At 61.6% G+C, this 15,155-nt stretch carries 9 protein-coding genes; all 9 read right to left on the bottom strand.

All coding sequences use genetic code 11. The features are described from left to right. Positions 1–18: 18 nt before the first annotated feature. Positions 19–1,692, bottom strand: coding sequence for an FtsX-like permease family protein (locus tag BGIM_RS0122095; protein WP_020471912.1), 1,674 nt, complete (start codon positions 1,690–1,692; stop codon positions 19–21). After that, positions 1,689–2,504 (bottom strand): ABC transporter ATP-binding protein, encoded by an 816-nt coding sequence (locus BGIM_RS51780; RefSeq protein WP_020471911.1) that lies wholly within the window; start codon positions 2,502–2,504, stop codon positions 1,689–1,691. Before BGIM_RS51780 ends, BGIM_RS0122095 begins: the two co-directional genes overlap by 4 nt. Further along, positions 2,495–5,047 carry a vWA domain-containing protein gene (locus BGIM_RS0122085; RefSeq protein ID WP_157369341.1) on the bottom strand — a complete coding sequence of 851 codons (2,553 nt, stop codon included), beginning with the start codon at positions 5,045–5,047 and terminating at the stop codon, positions 2,495–2,497. The genes BGIM_RS51780 and BGIM_RS0122085 overlap by 10 nt, the downstream gene beginning before the upstream one ends. Before the next feature lie 47 nt (positions 5,048–5,094). Next, complete coding sequence (locus tag BGIM_RS0122080) at positions 5,095–6,633, bottom strand: hypothetical protein (RefSeq protein ID WP_157369340.1); 1,539 nt, start codon at positions 6,631–6,633, stop codon at positions 5,095–5,097. A 224-nt stretch (positions 6,634–6,857) separates the two neighbouring features. Beyond that, positions 6,858–7,721: a hypothetical protein gene (locus BGIM_RS0122075; protein WP_020471908.1), complete on the bottom strand. Its 864-nt coding sequence runs from the start codon at positions 7,719–7,721 to the stop codon at positions 6,858–6,860. 25 nt (positions 7,722–7,746) lie between these two features. Then, on the bottom strand, positions 7,747–8,547 hold the full coding sequence (locus BGIM_RS0122070; RefSeq protein WP_020471907.1) for a hypothetical protein: 801 nt from the start codon (positions 8,545–8,547) through the stop codon (positions 7,747–7,749). After that, positions 8,544–10,343 (bottom strand): hypothetical protein, encoded by a 1,800-nt coding sequence (locus BGIM_RS0122065; protein WP_020471906.1) that lies wholly within the window; start codon positions 10,341–10,343, stop codon positions 8,544–8,546. Before BGIM_RS0122065 ends, BGIM_RS0122070 begins: the two co-directional genes overlap by 4 nt. Positions 10,344–10,365: 22 nt before the next feature. Then, positions 10,366–13,299, bottom strand: coding sequence for an Hsp70 family protein (locus BGIM_RS0122060; protein ID WP_020471905.1), 2,934 nt, complete (start codon positions 13,297–13,299; stop codon positions 10,366–10,368). A 27-nt stretch (positions 13,300–13,326) separates the two neighbouring features. Continuing rightward, positions 13,327–15,155, bottom strand: a 1,829-nt coding sequence (locus BGIM_RS51775) for a dynamin family protein (protein WP_040889911.1), incomplete at its 5' end; no start/stop codon positions are given.

The following is a 15,155-nucleotide window of genomic DNA, read 5'->3' as shown; positions in this document are numbered from 1 at the left end:
AAACGCCGGATGCCCGGCTCACGCCGAAAGATTGAGCGCTTCAATGGGAGAAAGTTTGCCGATTTGATTGACCGAGCGGATTGTTCCCACTTGGCAAAAGACAAACGTGGCCAGCAGGAATCCCCCTTGGAGGAGAAGATGACTGCCCCAGCCGGTGGTAGCCAGTAACTCTGTCGCGGAAACTCCGGCAACAATCAGTAATCCCCCCAAGACCAAGATGGCCATCAGCAAGCCTTTGAGCGTGCCATCGGCCCAGAGGAGACCGGCCTCGGTGGCGGCAATTGCCCGCAGGCGGCGATCCGAAATGCCCATCGCCCGGAGCATGCCAATCTCGGCCGCCTTTTGTCTGGCGCGCAACCGGCCCAAGTGGTACACACTGGCGGCCACGCTCAGGGCAAACAGGGCCACGAGAACATACAGAATCACCCGCAGCACGCGGACGTCTTTTTCGATCTGTTCCAGTTGCCGGATGGCTGATTCGTCGCATTCGAGCCGGAGTTCACGGAACACATCGGCCACCGGCCGCAGGGCGAACAAATCGTGGACATAGACGGTCGCCCAGTTATGCCCCTCGGGCAGCACCACTGGCGGGGCGGCGGCCACGGGATCGCTTGGCGACACTCCGAAATCCGTGGCACTTCCCAAACCGGCCTCGGCCATCAGCCGGTTCAACTGATCCACGCGGTCCCGCCATTCGGCGTCGGAAAGTTTCACCGGCTTGCCAACATCGTCCGGGAGCCGGATGACATTCCAGGCGAACGTGTCGCCCTGTTTGATCAGCTTGATGCGCCAGCTCAATTTCCCAAGGTGATCCACCACCGACTTCGGCAACCGCGAATGATACGGGGCCTTGCGATCCCCGGTTTCTTTGTCGTAACCCTCGTCCACATATTTGCCGATGGAATCCCCCGGCGGGGGAACCGGCCAGCCCTTGGCCAAGGGAAAGAGAATCACGTCATCCGTGATGAAGCGAGCGCCCGAGCGGAGCCGAATATCCTCGGCCTCGGGAATGATGAATTCATGTCCCAAAGGCAGTGGATCGGCGAAGACGCCGCGAACTGCGAGCGGGATCGCCTGCCCGGAGGGCGACGACCATTGCACTGATTCGGGCTTGTCCGTGTTGGCGGCCTGTTCGATCCGGGCGATGTCCTCCGGTGAATAACCAAGATTCTTCAACATCTGCCGGGTGACCAGCAGGCCCCCCGGATTGGCCGGGTCGAAGGCCCGGCCGGCGACCAGCAACTTGCCCAAACTTTGGTTCAGCGGATCGGTGGCGGTGATCGTGCGGCCGATCAGGGTCTTGTATTCCCTCGCATTGCCGCCGGCCGTCACCATGTCCTTTTCAATTTCGGCAAACCCGGTGATCTCGCGGAATTGGTCGCCCACACGCGCCCGGACCGCCTTGAAAATCGTCTCCAGCTTTTCGGGGGTCATCGACCGGCCGGCGATCCGGCTGGAGCGATCCGTCACCCACAGGCAGCTTTTGAGCGGGTCGGCCGCCTGCCGGCCCCGGCGAATCTCGCCGACGAGCCACGGAATCGCCAAGGCCACGACGGCCCCGGCCGTGGCGAGGGCCACGGAAAGCGTGATGGCCCGCGTGGTGGGGAGGGCAGTTTCCTCGTACAGGTCGGCGCGGGCGTACCAGCGAAGAAAACCCAGCCGCGAACCAGGACGGGGAGAAGACTCGGTCATGACACCTTCAGGGCGAGGGGGTTGAGAACCCGCTCAAGCCGGTCCTCGTGTTGATCCCAATCGGATTTCGGGAAAAAGAGCATGCCGGGAACGCCGGGTTCGATCAGGCCGAACCAGTCGCCGTAGGTTTTCGCGGTTTCCCGGTGATGGCACACGAGGAACAGCGTCCGGCCGGCGTTGATGCGGCCGTCGAGTTCCCCCTGCCGCCATTGGGTGAGCAAGTTCAAGAAGGCCACCGTGTTCCCGGCGTCGAGGTTGCTGCTTGGCTCGTCCGCGAAGACGACGCGCGGGCCGCCCACGATCGAACGCAACACGGCCACCCGCTGTTTTTCACCCCCGGACATCTGCCGGGGTTTCTTGGCGGCCGCATCCCGGAAAGTCTTCGAGCCCGTGATCTTCTCGACGGCCGTCAACAGGTGTTCGGCGGCTTCGAGGGCATCGGCCCGCGACCGGCCGCGAATCATCAGGGGCATGGCAATGTTTTCCAGCCCCGTGAAGTGCGGCAGCAAGTAGCACGATTGCAAGACATAGCCGAATTCGGCGGCCCGCAGGGCGTTCCGCGCCGCCCGGTCTTCCGTCAGCCCGTCATAGTGAACCGTCCGGCCGCCGCCGTGGAACGTGATCGATCCCTCGCTTACTCCCTGTTCGGAAAGCAGCCCGAGCAGATTCAACAAGGTGGACTTGCCGCACCCCGAGGGGCCGAGGATGGCGACGGTGGCGCCGGAGGGGAGTTCCCGCGAGAGTCCCCGCAGCACCGGCTCCCCCTCCTTGTACCAATGGGTGACTTCCCGCACGGAAAATATCACGGCCACTCCTTTTCGAAGTCGAGCCAAATCCATTCGATCCCGGCATCGGAACGACCGCTGGATTTCCCCAACGGGAACCAGCGATTGGCCAGTTTGTCGTCCTTCCAATCCTTGACTGTTTTGGTGGACAGATCCGGGTTCACCACCACTTCCTTGTTTTGCAGGATTCCGTGCTTCATTTGCGTGAGCTTCTGCATGACCTCTTCGGCCAGGGCCAGATGGTCCTTGGTTTCCGTCCCCTGTTCCAGGCTTCCCTTGGTTGCCTTCAGGAGCGGGCTTTCGGAGGCAATCCCGTACTTGATCTTCAGCAGGGAACTGCCGCTGACTTTCTGAAGGAGTTCGTCGTCCGACTTGCCGGGGTCTTCCAGCTTTAATTCACGCACCAGGGCTTTGATGCGCTCCTTGTGATCCGGGCTTTCATCCCCGGTCATGGCGGCCACCAACCCCTTGGCAATGTCCCGCGGCGAAGGAACCGGGCGTTTGGCGAAGACCTTGGAGAGAACCACCTCGATTTCCGTCAGTTCTTCCCGGTTGAAGAACAATTGCACCTTGGCCTGTCGTTCCCCGGTCGTGGCCTTCTCGAAGACGAAACGGGCATCATAAATCTGGACGCTGTTGGCCAGTTGTTCCAAGAAGGCACGGGGGTCTTTGGTGAGAACCTTGCCCCCGCGTTTGATCTCCTCCTGCAAGACGGACTTCACCATTTCCAAGACCTCCGGATGGTCGAACCCGCTCAGGTTGTCCTTGGAAATGTTGCCGTTCTTCAAATCCCGCACGGCTTTCTCGTACTCGTCCAATTCCCGGATGGCCTGGTCGTAATACTTCTGAATCGCCTTGGCGAGGTTGATCTGGCCGGGAATGACCTCCGCGCGAGCGGGGTATCCCATTTCCTTGCTCTTCTGGTTCACCCTGGCGACGATGGCGTCCATCTGTGTCAGGAACAACTTTTGGTCCACGTCCCCGCCGCCGGTCACCTGATAAGCGTAAAACTCATACGGGCGTGTTCCCGGCGGGCACAAGGCCCCCACGACCTCGGCCATTTTCTCCTCGCCCGCCTTCGTGGCGATGTCCGCGTGATCGCGGGTGTCCCCGAGCAGCACGACAATCTTGCGGGACTCTCCCTTGGATTCCCAGCCGGCCTCCTCGATCCCCACGTTCAGGCCGAGAAAGACCTGTTCGGCCGCGTCATCCGAGTATTCCCCGCGATTCTTGGCCAGACTGGCTTTCTGTCCTTCGTAATCCCCCGATCCGGCGTCCACCAGTTTGCCGGGGATCACCGCCTTGCGGAGTTTCTTTTCGTCGTGTCGGTCCTCGGTCGGCACGTCCTTGAAAAAGGTGAATCCGACGCGCAACTTGCGGCCATCGGCCGAGACGGACTTGATGACTTCGTCAATCGCCTTGGTGGTGTTGCCGAACCATTCTTTCATGCTTTCCGTGTCGTCGATCACAAACAGCATCTCTACCGGGGCCTTGCGGATTTGCGTGTCCATGTTGGCGGCCTTCCGCTTGAGGGCTTCCTGAGCCTCGGCCGTGATCAGCGTCTCGTTTTTGGCGTTGATGACATTGCCCACGAAGGCGATCCGGCGCAACACATTGCTTCCAAACGTCTTTTCGTAAACTTCCTTGCCGTCGATTTCCATGGTGATGATCGGATGCCGGGGCTGGTCCACCCGCCAGCGGCGCGGCGCCTCTTTCCCGGCGGAGTTCTTTTCAAACGGCTCCTCCGTGGTGTCTGTGTCCACATCCGAGCCTTCGTAGGCTTTTTTGGCGTCCGCCTCTGTCCGGTAAGCCTTCACGGGGGCTTTGCGAGTGGACTGGTCGTCCCACATCAGGCCCTCGCGGGTGTTCCAGGTGATGACGCGGCTCTTTTCCACCCAGCCGAGGATTCCCGCCCCGTTCCCCAGAACGGGCTTGGCAAGATCCTCGAAAGCCAGCGCCGGGGATTCGCCGAGAAGGTAAAACCCCTTGGTCTTGTCGCCCGGTTCGGTTTCCTCCCAGATGAAGTTGATGCTCATCACCCGCATCACGCCGTCCGCCTTCGCGTCGGCCTCGGGCTTGAAATGAAAGGTGGCCGGCTGGAAATTTTTGGACTTGTCCACGAACTCCCGCGAATTGATGACCGAAGCCTTGCGATAGACGGTGCTGGTGCCTTCCAGCAGCGAGTAGGTCTCCCGGATCACATGGCGTTTCGGCACCCAGCCAAGGATTTCCAAACTGCCGCTTCCGATTTTCCCCTCGCCGATCAGCACGAAAGGCGCGTCCCCCCGGTCGAACAGCAGGTTGACCTTTTTCAGCCACGGCACCGGCTTGGCCCCGGATTTGGCCGAGCCCGCCTTGGGGGCGCGCAACGGTTCAAAATCCTTGTGGGCCACCCAAGCCTGCCGGTCCTTGAACAGCATCTGGCCGCCGTTCGGCCCCGGCAGCTTGGCGGTTTCGACGCGGAGAAACTCCTCGGTCACCGTCTTGCCGTCGTGCCAGTCCACCTCGGCTCCCCGCCCGGCGACGGACGACGCCAGCGCCACCAGCACGGCCATCATTGGATAACGCATGATCTTCTCCCTCCGGCCACAAGAACCGGCCATCCGCGGAACGGGGGTCATTCCGGTTTCGACATTTTCTTCAGAACTTCTCGCAACCGGGCCGGTTTGTCCGCCACCGGTTCGGGAATCACCGTCAGGGAACCCTGGCGGTTCTGGCAGAATTCCTGCCATTTCAACAGCCGATCCGCCAGGGCCGCCCGGTCGTTCGGATCGGAAGCCTTGGCGACCTGCACCAGCACCACATGAACCTCGGGAATTTCCTCCCAACCGGGGGTGCCGGCCTCAAGAGGGGGACAATCGGCGCTCGCCACGAGGATCACCTTGCGGCCGGCCCGTTCCGCTCCAATTTCCTTCTGTAGTTCGCCGCCAAAACCCGCCGGTGTTTCGGCCACGCCCGGCGGCGGCTTTTGCAAGTCGTCCCACTTTACCATCGGGTCGGTCGGCTTGGCAAAGACGGTGAGTTTCCCCGTCCTCGCCACCGCGAATCCGGCCCGCCTTGGCGAGTTTGGCTTGCGATCAATGGTCGCCAGGGCGTCGCTAAAGGCCGCTTTGTAATCGATCACCGGGAACTTGGCGGTGTCGAGCCCGACGAACCACACATCCTGCGGCTTCGCGGTGGCGCCTCCCCCGGTTCCGATCTTTCCGGCGGCGGTGTTCAACGCGGTCACCGCGTTATCAAGTGCTTTCTTGGAGTCCGCTTCCTTCGTTGCCTGAGTCTGGAGTTGTGTCGTCAGGTCCGTGATACTCTTGGGCTTGAAGTCCTTGAGGGCCTTTGCCGCATCGTTCAGAGAGGTGATGGTGTCTTGGGGAAGCCCACCCCCCTTGTTATTTTCGATTAATGTCTTCAACTCGGTGACTGCTGTGTTAAATGATTGCTGGCCGACGCCACCGCCGCTTCCGTCTTTTCCAAGGCCCGGGGTCTCCCGCACGGCTTTCTGGATATCCTTGAGGGTTTCTTGAGGAAGATCAATTTTCACCGTGGAAGGTGTCGGCGATGTCAGGGTGGCCGGTGTTTTCGAGCCTTCGCCATTGGCCTTGATCTGCTCGGCCAGAGCCTTGATCTCCTTGTTGGAATTGCCTGACATCATGGCGATGGCGACGACAACCAACGCCACCAACAAACCCGGAATCAGCCCCGCCAGCAGCAACACCACCGGAGATTTCAGCAGGCCCGATCCCCCGCCGGTTTTTTCCTTCGCCGGTTCGGTTTTCTCCTTGTTCGCCACCCGATCAAGCGATTTCTGTCGTTCGCCGGCGTCAGCCGTCAATTGTTCCCGAAGGTCTTCATTGGCTTCCCGGACCTTGGCCTCAATGACCTCCCGTTGCCCCCTGAGATCATCGGCCACTCTTCGGATCACCGCCTCTTGGAAACCTTGGATTTTGGAAGCCAGTTCGGCAAATTCTTTTTGCTGAGTTTTGAGGGCCGGCTTGTTTTGATCGAGTTCTTGGCCGCCAACTTCTAATTTCTGGAATTGCGTTTTTAATTCGTCCAGAAACTCTCTTATTGATTCCGGGGCGAGCAGTTTCTTTTTGGGATTGCTAGCGGATGGTTTCGCTTCTTTTTGGACGGCATCGGCTTTTGCAATAATAGACAAAGCGAATCTTCGTTCTGCTTCGCTCAGACTGGCCCCGGAGGCAGATTCTTCAAGCGCATTATCATTTTCGTGATCCTGAGATTCGTTCTCCATATTTTTCTCCGCCGAGGCATGGCTTGAGGGAATCAGGATGCCAGCCACAGGCGTTGTTCCCGTCGAAGTGGAACCGCCGGTTGCCTTGGGCTTTTTGTCTCCCGGTTTTGCGGAAGAACCATCTGTTGACATCACGGCCCCTTGGTTGATTCGTTCCAAAAATCGAAGTTATCGCCCACGGTGCCGGCCAGCACGTCGAGGGCGTTGGTCGGCGGGGTGCTTAAGCGGTTGCCGAAGATCGCGGTCAGTCGTTTCGAGTTGGCCTTGCGCAGCCAGAAGAAACCGGGAACCGGGCCGTCCTGATTTCGATCCCACGCCACGGACGGTGAGGATTGGTCATCACCATCGTCCGGGTTGTAGCTGCTATCCCAGACAATCAGGGGGAATATCCGCTCGCGGTTTCCGTTCGGCAGGGCCTGTTTGGTCAAGTGGGCCAGTTGCTTTTTAACATCCCGCAGGGCCGGTTGAAATTCTTCGCGGCCGAAGGCGCTCCGATACTCGGGGGTGGCGGCCCACGTTTCCCGTTCCCGCACGCCGTTGTGATCCAGCACGAAAACGGTTCCCCCCAGAAGTTTCTTGCCGAAACGAGTTTCCAGTTTGAGCAATTGCGTCTTCATCTCGCCTGCTCTCGCAGAATCGGATGAATAATCTTGAGCGATCACCAAAATCAGCACCGTGCCCGTCTCGGTTCCGGTTTTCAGTTGGTAACCTTTTGGCTCCGGTATCGGGATGATTTGGACGGGTTGCGGCGATGTCGGTTCTTCTTTCTTGGGTTCTTCCTTCTTGGGTTCTTCCTTCTTGGGCACGACCAGCTTCGGATCTTTTTCCGTGTTCGGAATATTGGAAACAAGGCTGATCGGCGGCGGTGATGGCAGAGTCGGTTTCAGCGCCACCGGTTTCGGCTCCGGCAAGGGCCACGCCAGCAAGCCGATGTTTCCGGCAGCGATGACGGTCAGCCACACGACCCAAGCGGCCTTGAAGTTAATCGCAAGCATGTTTCCCTCCCCCAAGGTAGCTGGTTTAAAAAGGTCGTTCGTCGGTGTCGTCGGTTCCGGCCGCCCAACTGCCCGGTTTGGGGAGGGGTGACTCGAATTGAGGCGCCGGCGGCCGGTTGCCGGGGGGATTGCGATTCGCGGGACCAAATCCTTCCGGAGCGTCGTCGGGGACCAAACGCGGATCGGAGTGAATGGGGGCGGCCGGTTCGCGGGCTTTTTTAAGGTCGTCGCTGGCCTTCTCCAGTTGCCTGCGAAGATTGTCGATTTCAGCGTTCACGGCGGCGGCCTTCGTCTTGCGGAGTTTCGCGGCCGCGCCCGCGGCTTGCTCGCCAAGGGCAATCGCCTGCGGTCGCAACTTCCATGCCCAAGCCGCGAGGAGACACGCTCCCACCATGCCGACGGCGGGAGGCCACCAAATCATCGCACCGGAGTCGATTCGCCCCCAGACAAACCCGCCGATGCCCGCCAGGAAAGGCAACACGGACAACGCCAGCAATCCGCCCACGCTGGCTTCCGGCTGTTGACGGGCGCGTTCGCGGATCACCTTGTCCGTCTCGGCGACGGTCGGCTGTTCGGTGGTTTCAACCAAATACGCGAGCCAGGCCGGTGGAGACGATTGTTCCAATTCCTTGCGACGGACCGCGATGGCACCCGCCACGGAATTCGCCATCAGCGCCAATCCGGCCGTGAGGAGGACGGCAAGAGCGGCTCCGCTCAGGGCTGGAATCAGCGAGGGACTGGCGCTGATTTCGGCGTCCGCAGTGGCGGCGAAAACGGTTCCGCTCAGGACCGGAATCAGGGCGAACATCGCAACGGTGGTTGTCATTCCATCTCCACACGGGCCGGGACGATCAATCGCTTGCGGGAATCGAACAACCCGGGTTGCACGATTCGCCGAACCTGGTTCGTTCGCGGCGGCTTGTCCCCCACCGGGATCATCCAATCCCATTGGGACCGTTCCCGCGTTCTCGGCTCAAACAGGGAATAGTTGAACTCTCCGAGGAACATGTTCAGGAAGGCCGTCCGCAGGGCGTCAGCCGCCGCCGGATTTTCCCGGCGCCAGACGTCCCCAAGGTCGCCGTGCAGATCGACGAAGAACCGCTTCAGTTCCTCCTCGAACCGCCCTTCCCACAGATTCGTCACCCAGGCGCCGACCCGTTCACGGATCGCCCGGTAACCGGGGGAGTCGGAGCGATGTTCCTGAATCAGCCGGATCACCTCGGCGTACCCCGCCGGCATCCGCCCCACGGAAACCTCGACACGGGCCGGCCGATATGCGGGGCCGGGGCCGCCGGAACGAAGGCCGAATTGCCGGACGTTGAGCAGGGTTCCCTTGGGTTGCTGTTCACTGACCTTGTGCAACAAGGTGGTGTCAGCCGGGACCGCCGTGGCGTCCCAACGGGGGGGCCGGGCGTGGCTCCAGTCTTCCGGCAACACGGTCAGACCATCCTCGCGGGCCAACCGCCGGATGATGTCCAGCAGCGAGTCCGCGACGTTCGCGGGCGTGTCCCGAAGGAGGGCTAGTTCGTTAAGCATCCGCTCCAAACTCTCCCGGCGGGCGTGCGGATCGGTCGAGGACCGAAAATCGGCGGAAGCGGAATTAAATACCGCCGGAGCGTCGGAAGGAAAATCGGGCTTTGCCGCCGTCACCACTGGCGCCGGGACGGGCGGGGGAACCGGAGGCGGGACGACGGAAGGAGTTGTTATTCCAACAACCGGAGGCGCCGGGGCAGACGTTTCTCCGAGGGGTAGCATCTCGGCCACGGCAGGCGTCGTCATGAACAACCAGCCGCCGGATTTGCAAAGGGTTTCCCCGGCCAGATCGCGGGTCAGCCAGCCCCGGTTTGGCGCCGGGAGCGTGTCTGCCCGCCAGAGCCGGACGCGCCCGCCAGAGAGCGTGTCGAAAATTTCGGACAGTTCCCCCCCCGGATACACCGGCCGGTCGGGCAGGTGTCCCGCGATCCACTCGGCCAGGGTCAATGACGGGGAAACACCCGCATCATTCGCGAAATCGCTGGCGTTTGCTTTCAGACTGTCGAACCAGTCGCCGGCCCCGGTCAGGCTGGCGAGGCGAAGCAGCAGGTTGACCGGCCAGTCTGGTCCGGCGGTGTGTATCAGCCGGTCCAGCCGGTCGGCCAGTTGATAAGCCACCGGGTCGTTCTGGGTACGGCATGATACAGAATCGTCAATCAATGCCCGCAGCCGGTCCATCAGTTCGGCAGTTCCGGCCTCGGACCGGCCGCGAAACTGCTCAGCGTCGCGGATAGTTTTCAAATGGGTGTCCGCATGGTTCAAGAACCGGCGAATCCGCCGGATGTGTTGCGCCGAGGCGACCCACACAACTGGCTGGCTCTCGGTGGCGAAGGCCCGCCGGGACTCGCCTTCCACGCTGCCGGCAACTGTCTCGTCGTCAAGCCAAGCGAACAAACTCTTCTGATCGCTGACAGCGGGGAGCAGCGTTCCCAGACGGGTGAACAAATGCCCCGTCGGGGCGGTTCTCAACGAGGCAGAAAGGCGGTCTGTTTCGGCGGGCCGCACGGACTGCGACAGCCGGCAGACCACCTGGCCCAGCGCGATCAAACGAATCAACCGGACGTGTTCGAGCGTCACGGGGGGCATCATCGCATCCTCCAACGCCGGCCGGTCACAGGTTGCCCCGTTGATACGGGGGGAGAGTCTTCAGGTCGAGTTCGGGCGGGATGTAGACCTCGCCCCGCTGGCCGTTCACGTCTTCGACGAGGAAGCGATGTTCGGTCGTCGAGTAATTCACCTTCAAATTCGTGCTGACCCCCTTGGGGAATCGATAGCTCTCGAACGGAGAATAACCCCGGTCAGCCCGGATGGTTTGGATTTCATCCTCCGCGTCGAAGGCGGGCATGTTCTCGTATTCGTCCGGCAGGTCGTCGCCGTCGCCGGGGAATCGGCGGAAGAGCGTGAACGTCTGCTGCTCGGAGCCGCCCGAGTCGGATTGCTGGACTGCCTCGATCGGGATTTCCTTCTCGGTCATCTCGGCATAGGGATCTTGCAACTCGTAAAGGGGAATAAAATCCCCCTTTTGCCAGTTTTTGTAGGCGATGGTGTACGGCAATCGCTCGGACAACAACGTGTCGAACTGGAACTTCGTCTGGGGTTCGCCGCTAATGGCCGCCAGCGCCCGGACGGCGCCTTTGGCGACGGCGCTCTTGAGTTCCTTGTCGTCCAGATGAAACCAGTCCGCGGGGGGAAGATCGGAAATCCCCAGTTCGCCCCGCAGCATCTCCGGGATCAGCGGATAGCGGGCGGCGTTGCCGGTCACCACCACCCGATGCACGACCGGAGCGGTGTTCGCGTCCACCGCGCCGGGCAGCTTGTGTTCGATCAGGTTCCGGCAACAAGCAAGGCTGCGGACCACTTGGGCGGCGATCAGGCTGTCCACCTCCCAACGCCGGACCTGCAACTCCATCACCGCCTCGGAAAAAGCGGTCCAGCGCCCCTGCGGAACATGCTGGAAAATCGCGGCATCCAACCCGCCGCGATGGGGCGTCAGTGTTTCCCCCTCGACCATTCCGAGGGAGACGACCGAAACACCCGGCTTGTCGGCGGTGGCTTCGGTGAAGAGTTTCTTGAGCTTTTCGCCTAGTCCCCACAACCGGTTGGCGGCGGCTCTGGCAGAGGCCGTCGCTTGTCCGTAGTCGCCCGGACTGAAGGTGGTGGGAACGTATTCTCCCATTGGCCCGGACTGTGGAGTCTGATCCAAAAAGGTCTTCATCAGCCCGGCCCCGGAGGCCAGTTTTTTGCCGACCGAGTCCCCCGGCGGCTGGTTCGGCAGGGAGATTCCCTCCGCGTCCTGTCCGGCGTATTCCGCAACCAATCGGGCCAATTTTGCCTTGAAAACCCGGCAGACAGCGGCCGTGATGTCATCCCCGCCGAAGGTTCGCACGCCGCTGCGTCCCAGCACGCGGACGGTCAATCGATTCTGGGTGGCCGCATCCACGCGACCTTGAACCAGCGAGATGTCCGTTGTCCCGCCGCCGCAATCGTACAGCAGGATGTTCATCCCGCGAGGATACTTGTAGCGGAAGGCGTCCAACCCGCCGGGGGCCTCGGCCGAGAAGCGGAACAGGTAATAAAAACTCGCGGCCGTCGCCTCGTCGATCATCAGCCGGATGATCGGGTCCTGCCAGTTGGCGGCGTTCCCCTGTCGACTGGACAGTCGGCCGAGGCGGGCCTGCAATTTCGAGGCATGGCGCTCCTGCGGCAGTTCCGCCACCGGGGCCACACCGGGCATGGGAGCAGGCGTCACCGGCCCCCCCACGGAAGGCACGTTCACCGCCTTGGAAGCCGAACCGGGTGGAGGCGGCGGGGGCGGGGCGAGTTTGGGGGCTTCCGGCGTGCGCTGGAGGTAGCTCATCGCCCGCAGCCAGCCTCGGTGGATGGCCGAGCGAAGTTGCTCGATTTCCCGTGGGGAATACGAGGTCGGGTAGGTGACCGCCAGCGACAACGGCCACCCGGCGGGAATCATCGGCTGTTGGTTCGGCTCCGTCGATTTCATCAACGATTGAATCAGCCGACAGGCCAGCAACTCACCGGGTAGCCGAAGCCGGATATCAATGGGTTCGCCTTGCTGAGTGACCCGGCCGCGTGTGGGGAAATCATTGCGGCGATGCGGCAAAACGAGCGTGCGCGTTTGCTCAGGATTTGGCCCGGCGAGCAATCGTTTGGCCCCGGCGAGTTGGCCGCTCATGTCCCCGTCCGTGGCAGCCTGACCGGTCACCCAGTCGATGGCCTCGGAGGAGTCATCGTGCGGGAAGCGTTCCGGGTCCGGGAACATCCGGGAGGAGGGGCGGTGCGGGCCGTCGCCCTTGTGCCATGAACGGATCATGTCGATCCGAACGACCGATTCCATCGTCTGCCCGTTCGGAACCAGACGGGCTTCGGGGGAATGAAAGTCAAGGGTTCGGATGTCCGTCGATTTGACCCGGCCGGTTCGCAGCACGGCCATGCCGGACGAGAAGTTGCCAAGGTCCAGCGCCACATGCCCGGCGAACGCATGCAGCGGAGTGAGCGGGCTGATCTTGAGGTCGATTTCCCAACGGTCGTATTTCGCGGTCCCGCCGACGGCATGGAACGCCAGCGCCTTGATCTGGATGGGAGCAATCGCCCCCGGCGTCGCCCCAGCCTGCGCCGACCGTTCTCGGACAAATTCGGCCAGACTGTTCTTGTCCGTGCGAACCGTGAGCCGGAGCGAGATCCGGCTGCCGTGCCGAATGTGCGCGCCGCGGACTTGGTTGATGTTGAAGAAATCCGGCGCCGACCGGGTGAGGACTTCCTTGGTGATCCCTGCCCTTGCGAACACCTCGGCGTCGAAGTTCGGATCGGTCACCGGCAGCCATTTGGGGGCCACCCCGTTCGGCGGCTGCGAGGACACCTCAACCCCGAGCCAGCCGAGGGATTTCGGCCAGTAGATCAACATGCCGTAATACGGCACCTTGTCGGGATGGAAGGTGATGTCGTTCGGCCGCAACTCCGAGAGGAACGATTCCTCGTGGGTGCGGTCCCCCATCTTCAGGAAGACCTGGGGGATGTCGATGACGGGCATACGGTCCTCTCGGAAGTCGCGGGGCGCTTACTTGGCTTTCATCAGCAACATCAGATCCCCGTGGATCTTGTTCAGGTCGTCAATCAGCCGGGCGCGGACCATGTGCATGGTCTCGATGGTCACGGCCCGGATTTTTTCATCCAGCAGGTCGTTGAATTCGCGGGATTGCATCTGGTCGGCCCGCGTGGTCAGGCGGCTGATGAGATCGGCATCCTGAAACTTGGGCTTGTTGGCGGCCGCCGTCTGGGATTCGACGGCGGCGTTCCGGGCGCTCTCCCAGGCGGCCGTCACCGAATCGGCGTTCGGCACCGCGACGGCGGGCAGTTGCGCCAGTTCCTCGCTGATTCGCTTGAACACCGGCTCGCAGCCCTTTTCCACGATCTGCGGAAAATCGTTGTCCAGCATGTCGGCCAGATGACGGAACACCTCGGGAATTTGCTTGGGATTGATCTGCCGGATGTTGGCGACGGGGGAGTTCTCCCGCACCGTGCGGTACAATCCGTCCGCCAGTTCGCGGGTCGCGGCCTTCAACTCGGGCATCCCTTTCCGGCAATGCTCGATCACTCCGTTTACCTTTTGGGCGCAGGTGATGGCCTTGCGGCGATCCTCGGGGTTCTGCTTCTTCATCTTCTCGAAAGAAGACTTCAACCGGGCAAGGCTGGCGTTGGCGCGGGAGACCAGCAAACGGGCATCTTCCCCCACTTCTTGGGCGATGTTCCGTGCGAGGCGGGAGACCAAATGTTCCCGCAATCGGCCCAGCCCGCCGGAGCGGTACACTTCGCGGATGATCTCCACGAATTGGGGATGCGTGGTCATGTGTTCTTGCAAGGTCGGATCTTCAAACGCCCGGCTGTCCAGCCGCAGCGTGGCTTCTTTGATCCGTTCTTCCTCGGTCATGGACGGCTTCAATTTGTCAGCCACCTTGTTGCTGACCACATAACAGCACTCCGGGCTGATCTCCATCCGCTTCATGACAAGGTCGATGCCGTGAAACCAGATGCCCCCCCGGCCGATTTGGGCGTCTGTCAGGGCGTCGTATTGGGTGATGATGAGCCAGACGCGGTCCTTGGCCTTGCGTTTCCAGTTTTGCAACAACTCGATGACAAGGTTCTGGACTTCCTCGTTGGAAAGCCGGCCGGCGTTCAGGAAGACCAGCGCCCCGTCGAGGCCGTCTCCCTTTTCGTTCTGGATGACATCCATCGTCACGCAGGTGTCATGATGCTTGCCGGCGCCCAACCCCGGCAGGTCAACCATTTCCAAGGTGTTGGGCAACACCTGATTCGCCAAGTCGATTTCGGCTTCCCACAAAAGCCGGTTTTTGGAGGGCATCACCGGGGCATTGGGATTTTTCGGGTCAAACGGGTGGTTCAAATATTTGTCCCGCAACTCGAAGTCGCCCGGCTCGCCAAGCCGCTGGGAGTTGGATGAGATCAAATGCGGGAACTCTTCGGCGCTCTGGATCAGCACACGCAGGGCGACAAGGTCCTCTTTCTTTTGCCGGACCAACCCGCCCGTGTCGATTTGCCGTTCCAGATCCCGGCATTTCAGAACCAGTTCTTCCGAAGTCTCGTTGATGCCGAACCCGAGATGCTGGGCCATGTCGTTGCGACGCTTGTCGTAATCGACCTGGCTCATGTAGCGCAGGGTGATGTGGTGCTTGCTGTCCGGTGATTTGCGGATGCGGCTCGGGGCGGCCGTGGTCGCCGGGCCGCCGCCGGACTTGGCCGGGGCGTCCGCCTCGGTCACTTGAAGCAGGTTGTTGACCGTCGTGGACTTGCCGGCCGCCGTCGTCCCGAGAAAGCCGACGCGATAATGCGTGCGTCGCATTTTCCGGTCGGCCTCGGTGAGGGGGATCT

This window comes from Zavarzinella formosa DSM 19928, from assembly GCF_000255705.1.
GTDB classification, from domain to species: domain Bacteria; phylum Planctomycetota; class Planctomycetia; order Gemmatales; family Gemmataceae; genus Zavarzinella; species Zavarzinella formosa.
The sequence above is the reverse complement of the archived record's forward strand: the minus strand, read 5'-3'. Positions and strand labels throughout refer to the sequence as shown.

What these genes read in the sequence shown, in the direction of transcription:
- BGIM_RS0122095 (WP_020471912.1), bottom strand. Translation starts at nt 1,692, where the DNA reads ATGACCGAGTCTTCTCCCCGTCCTGGTTCGCGGCTGGGTTTTCTTCGC.
- BGIM_RS0122085 (WP_157369341.1), bottom strand. Translation starts at nt 5,047, where the DNA reads ATGCGTTATCCAATGATGGCCGTGCTGGTGGCGCTGGCGTCGTCCGTC.
- BGIM_RS0122075 (WP_020471908.1), bottom strand. Translation starts at nt 7,721, where the DNA reads ATGCTTGCGATTAACTTCAAGGCCGCTTGGGTCGTGTGGCTGACCGTC.
- BGIM_RS0122070 (WP_020471907.1), bottom strand. Translation starts at nt 8,547, where the DNA reads ATGACAACCACCGTTGCGATGTTCGCCCTGATTCCGGTCCTGAGCGGA.
- BGIM_RS0122065 (WP_020471906.1), bottom strand. Translation starts at nt 10,343, where the DNA reads ATGATGCCCCCCGTGACGCTCGAACACGTCCGGTTGATTCGTTTGATC.
- BGIM_RS0122060 (WP_020471905.1), bottom strand. Translation starts at nt 13,299, where the DNA reads ATGCCCGTCATCGACATCCCCCAGGTCTTCCTGAAGATGGGGGACCGC.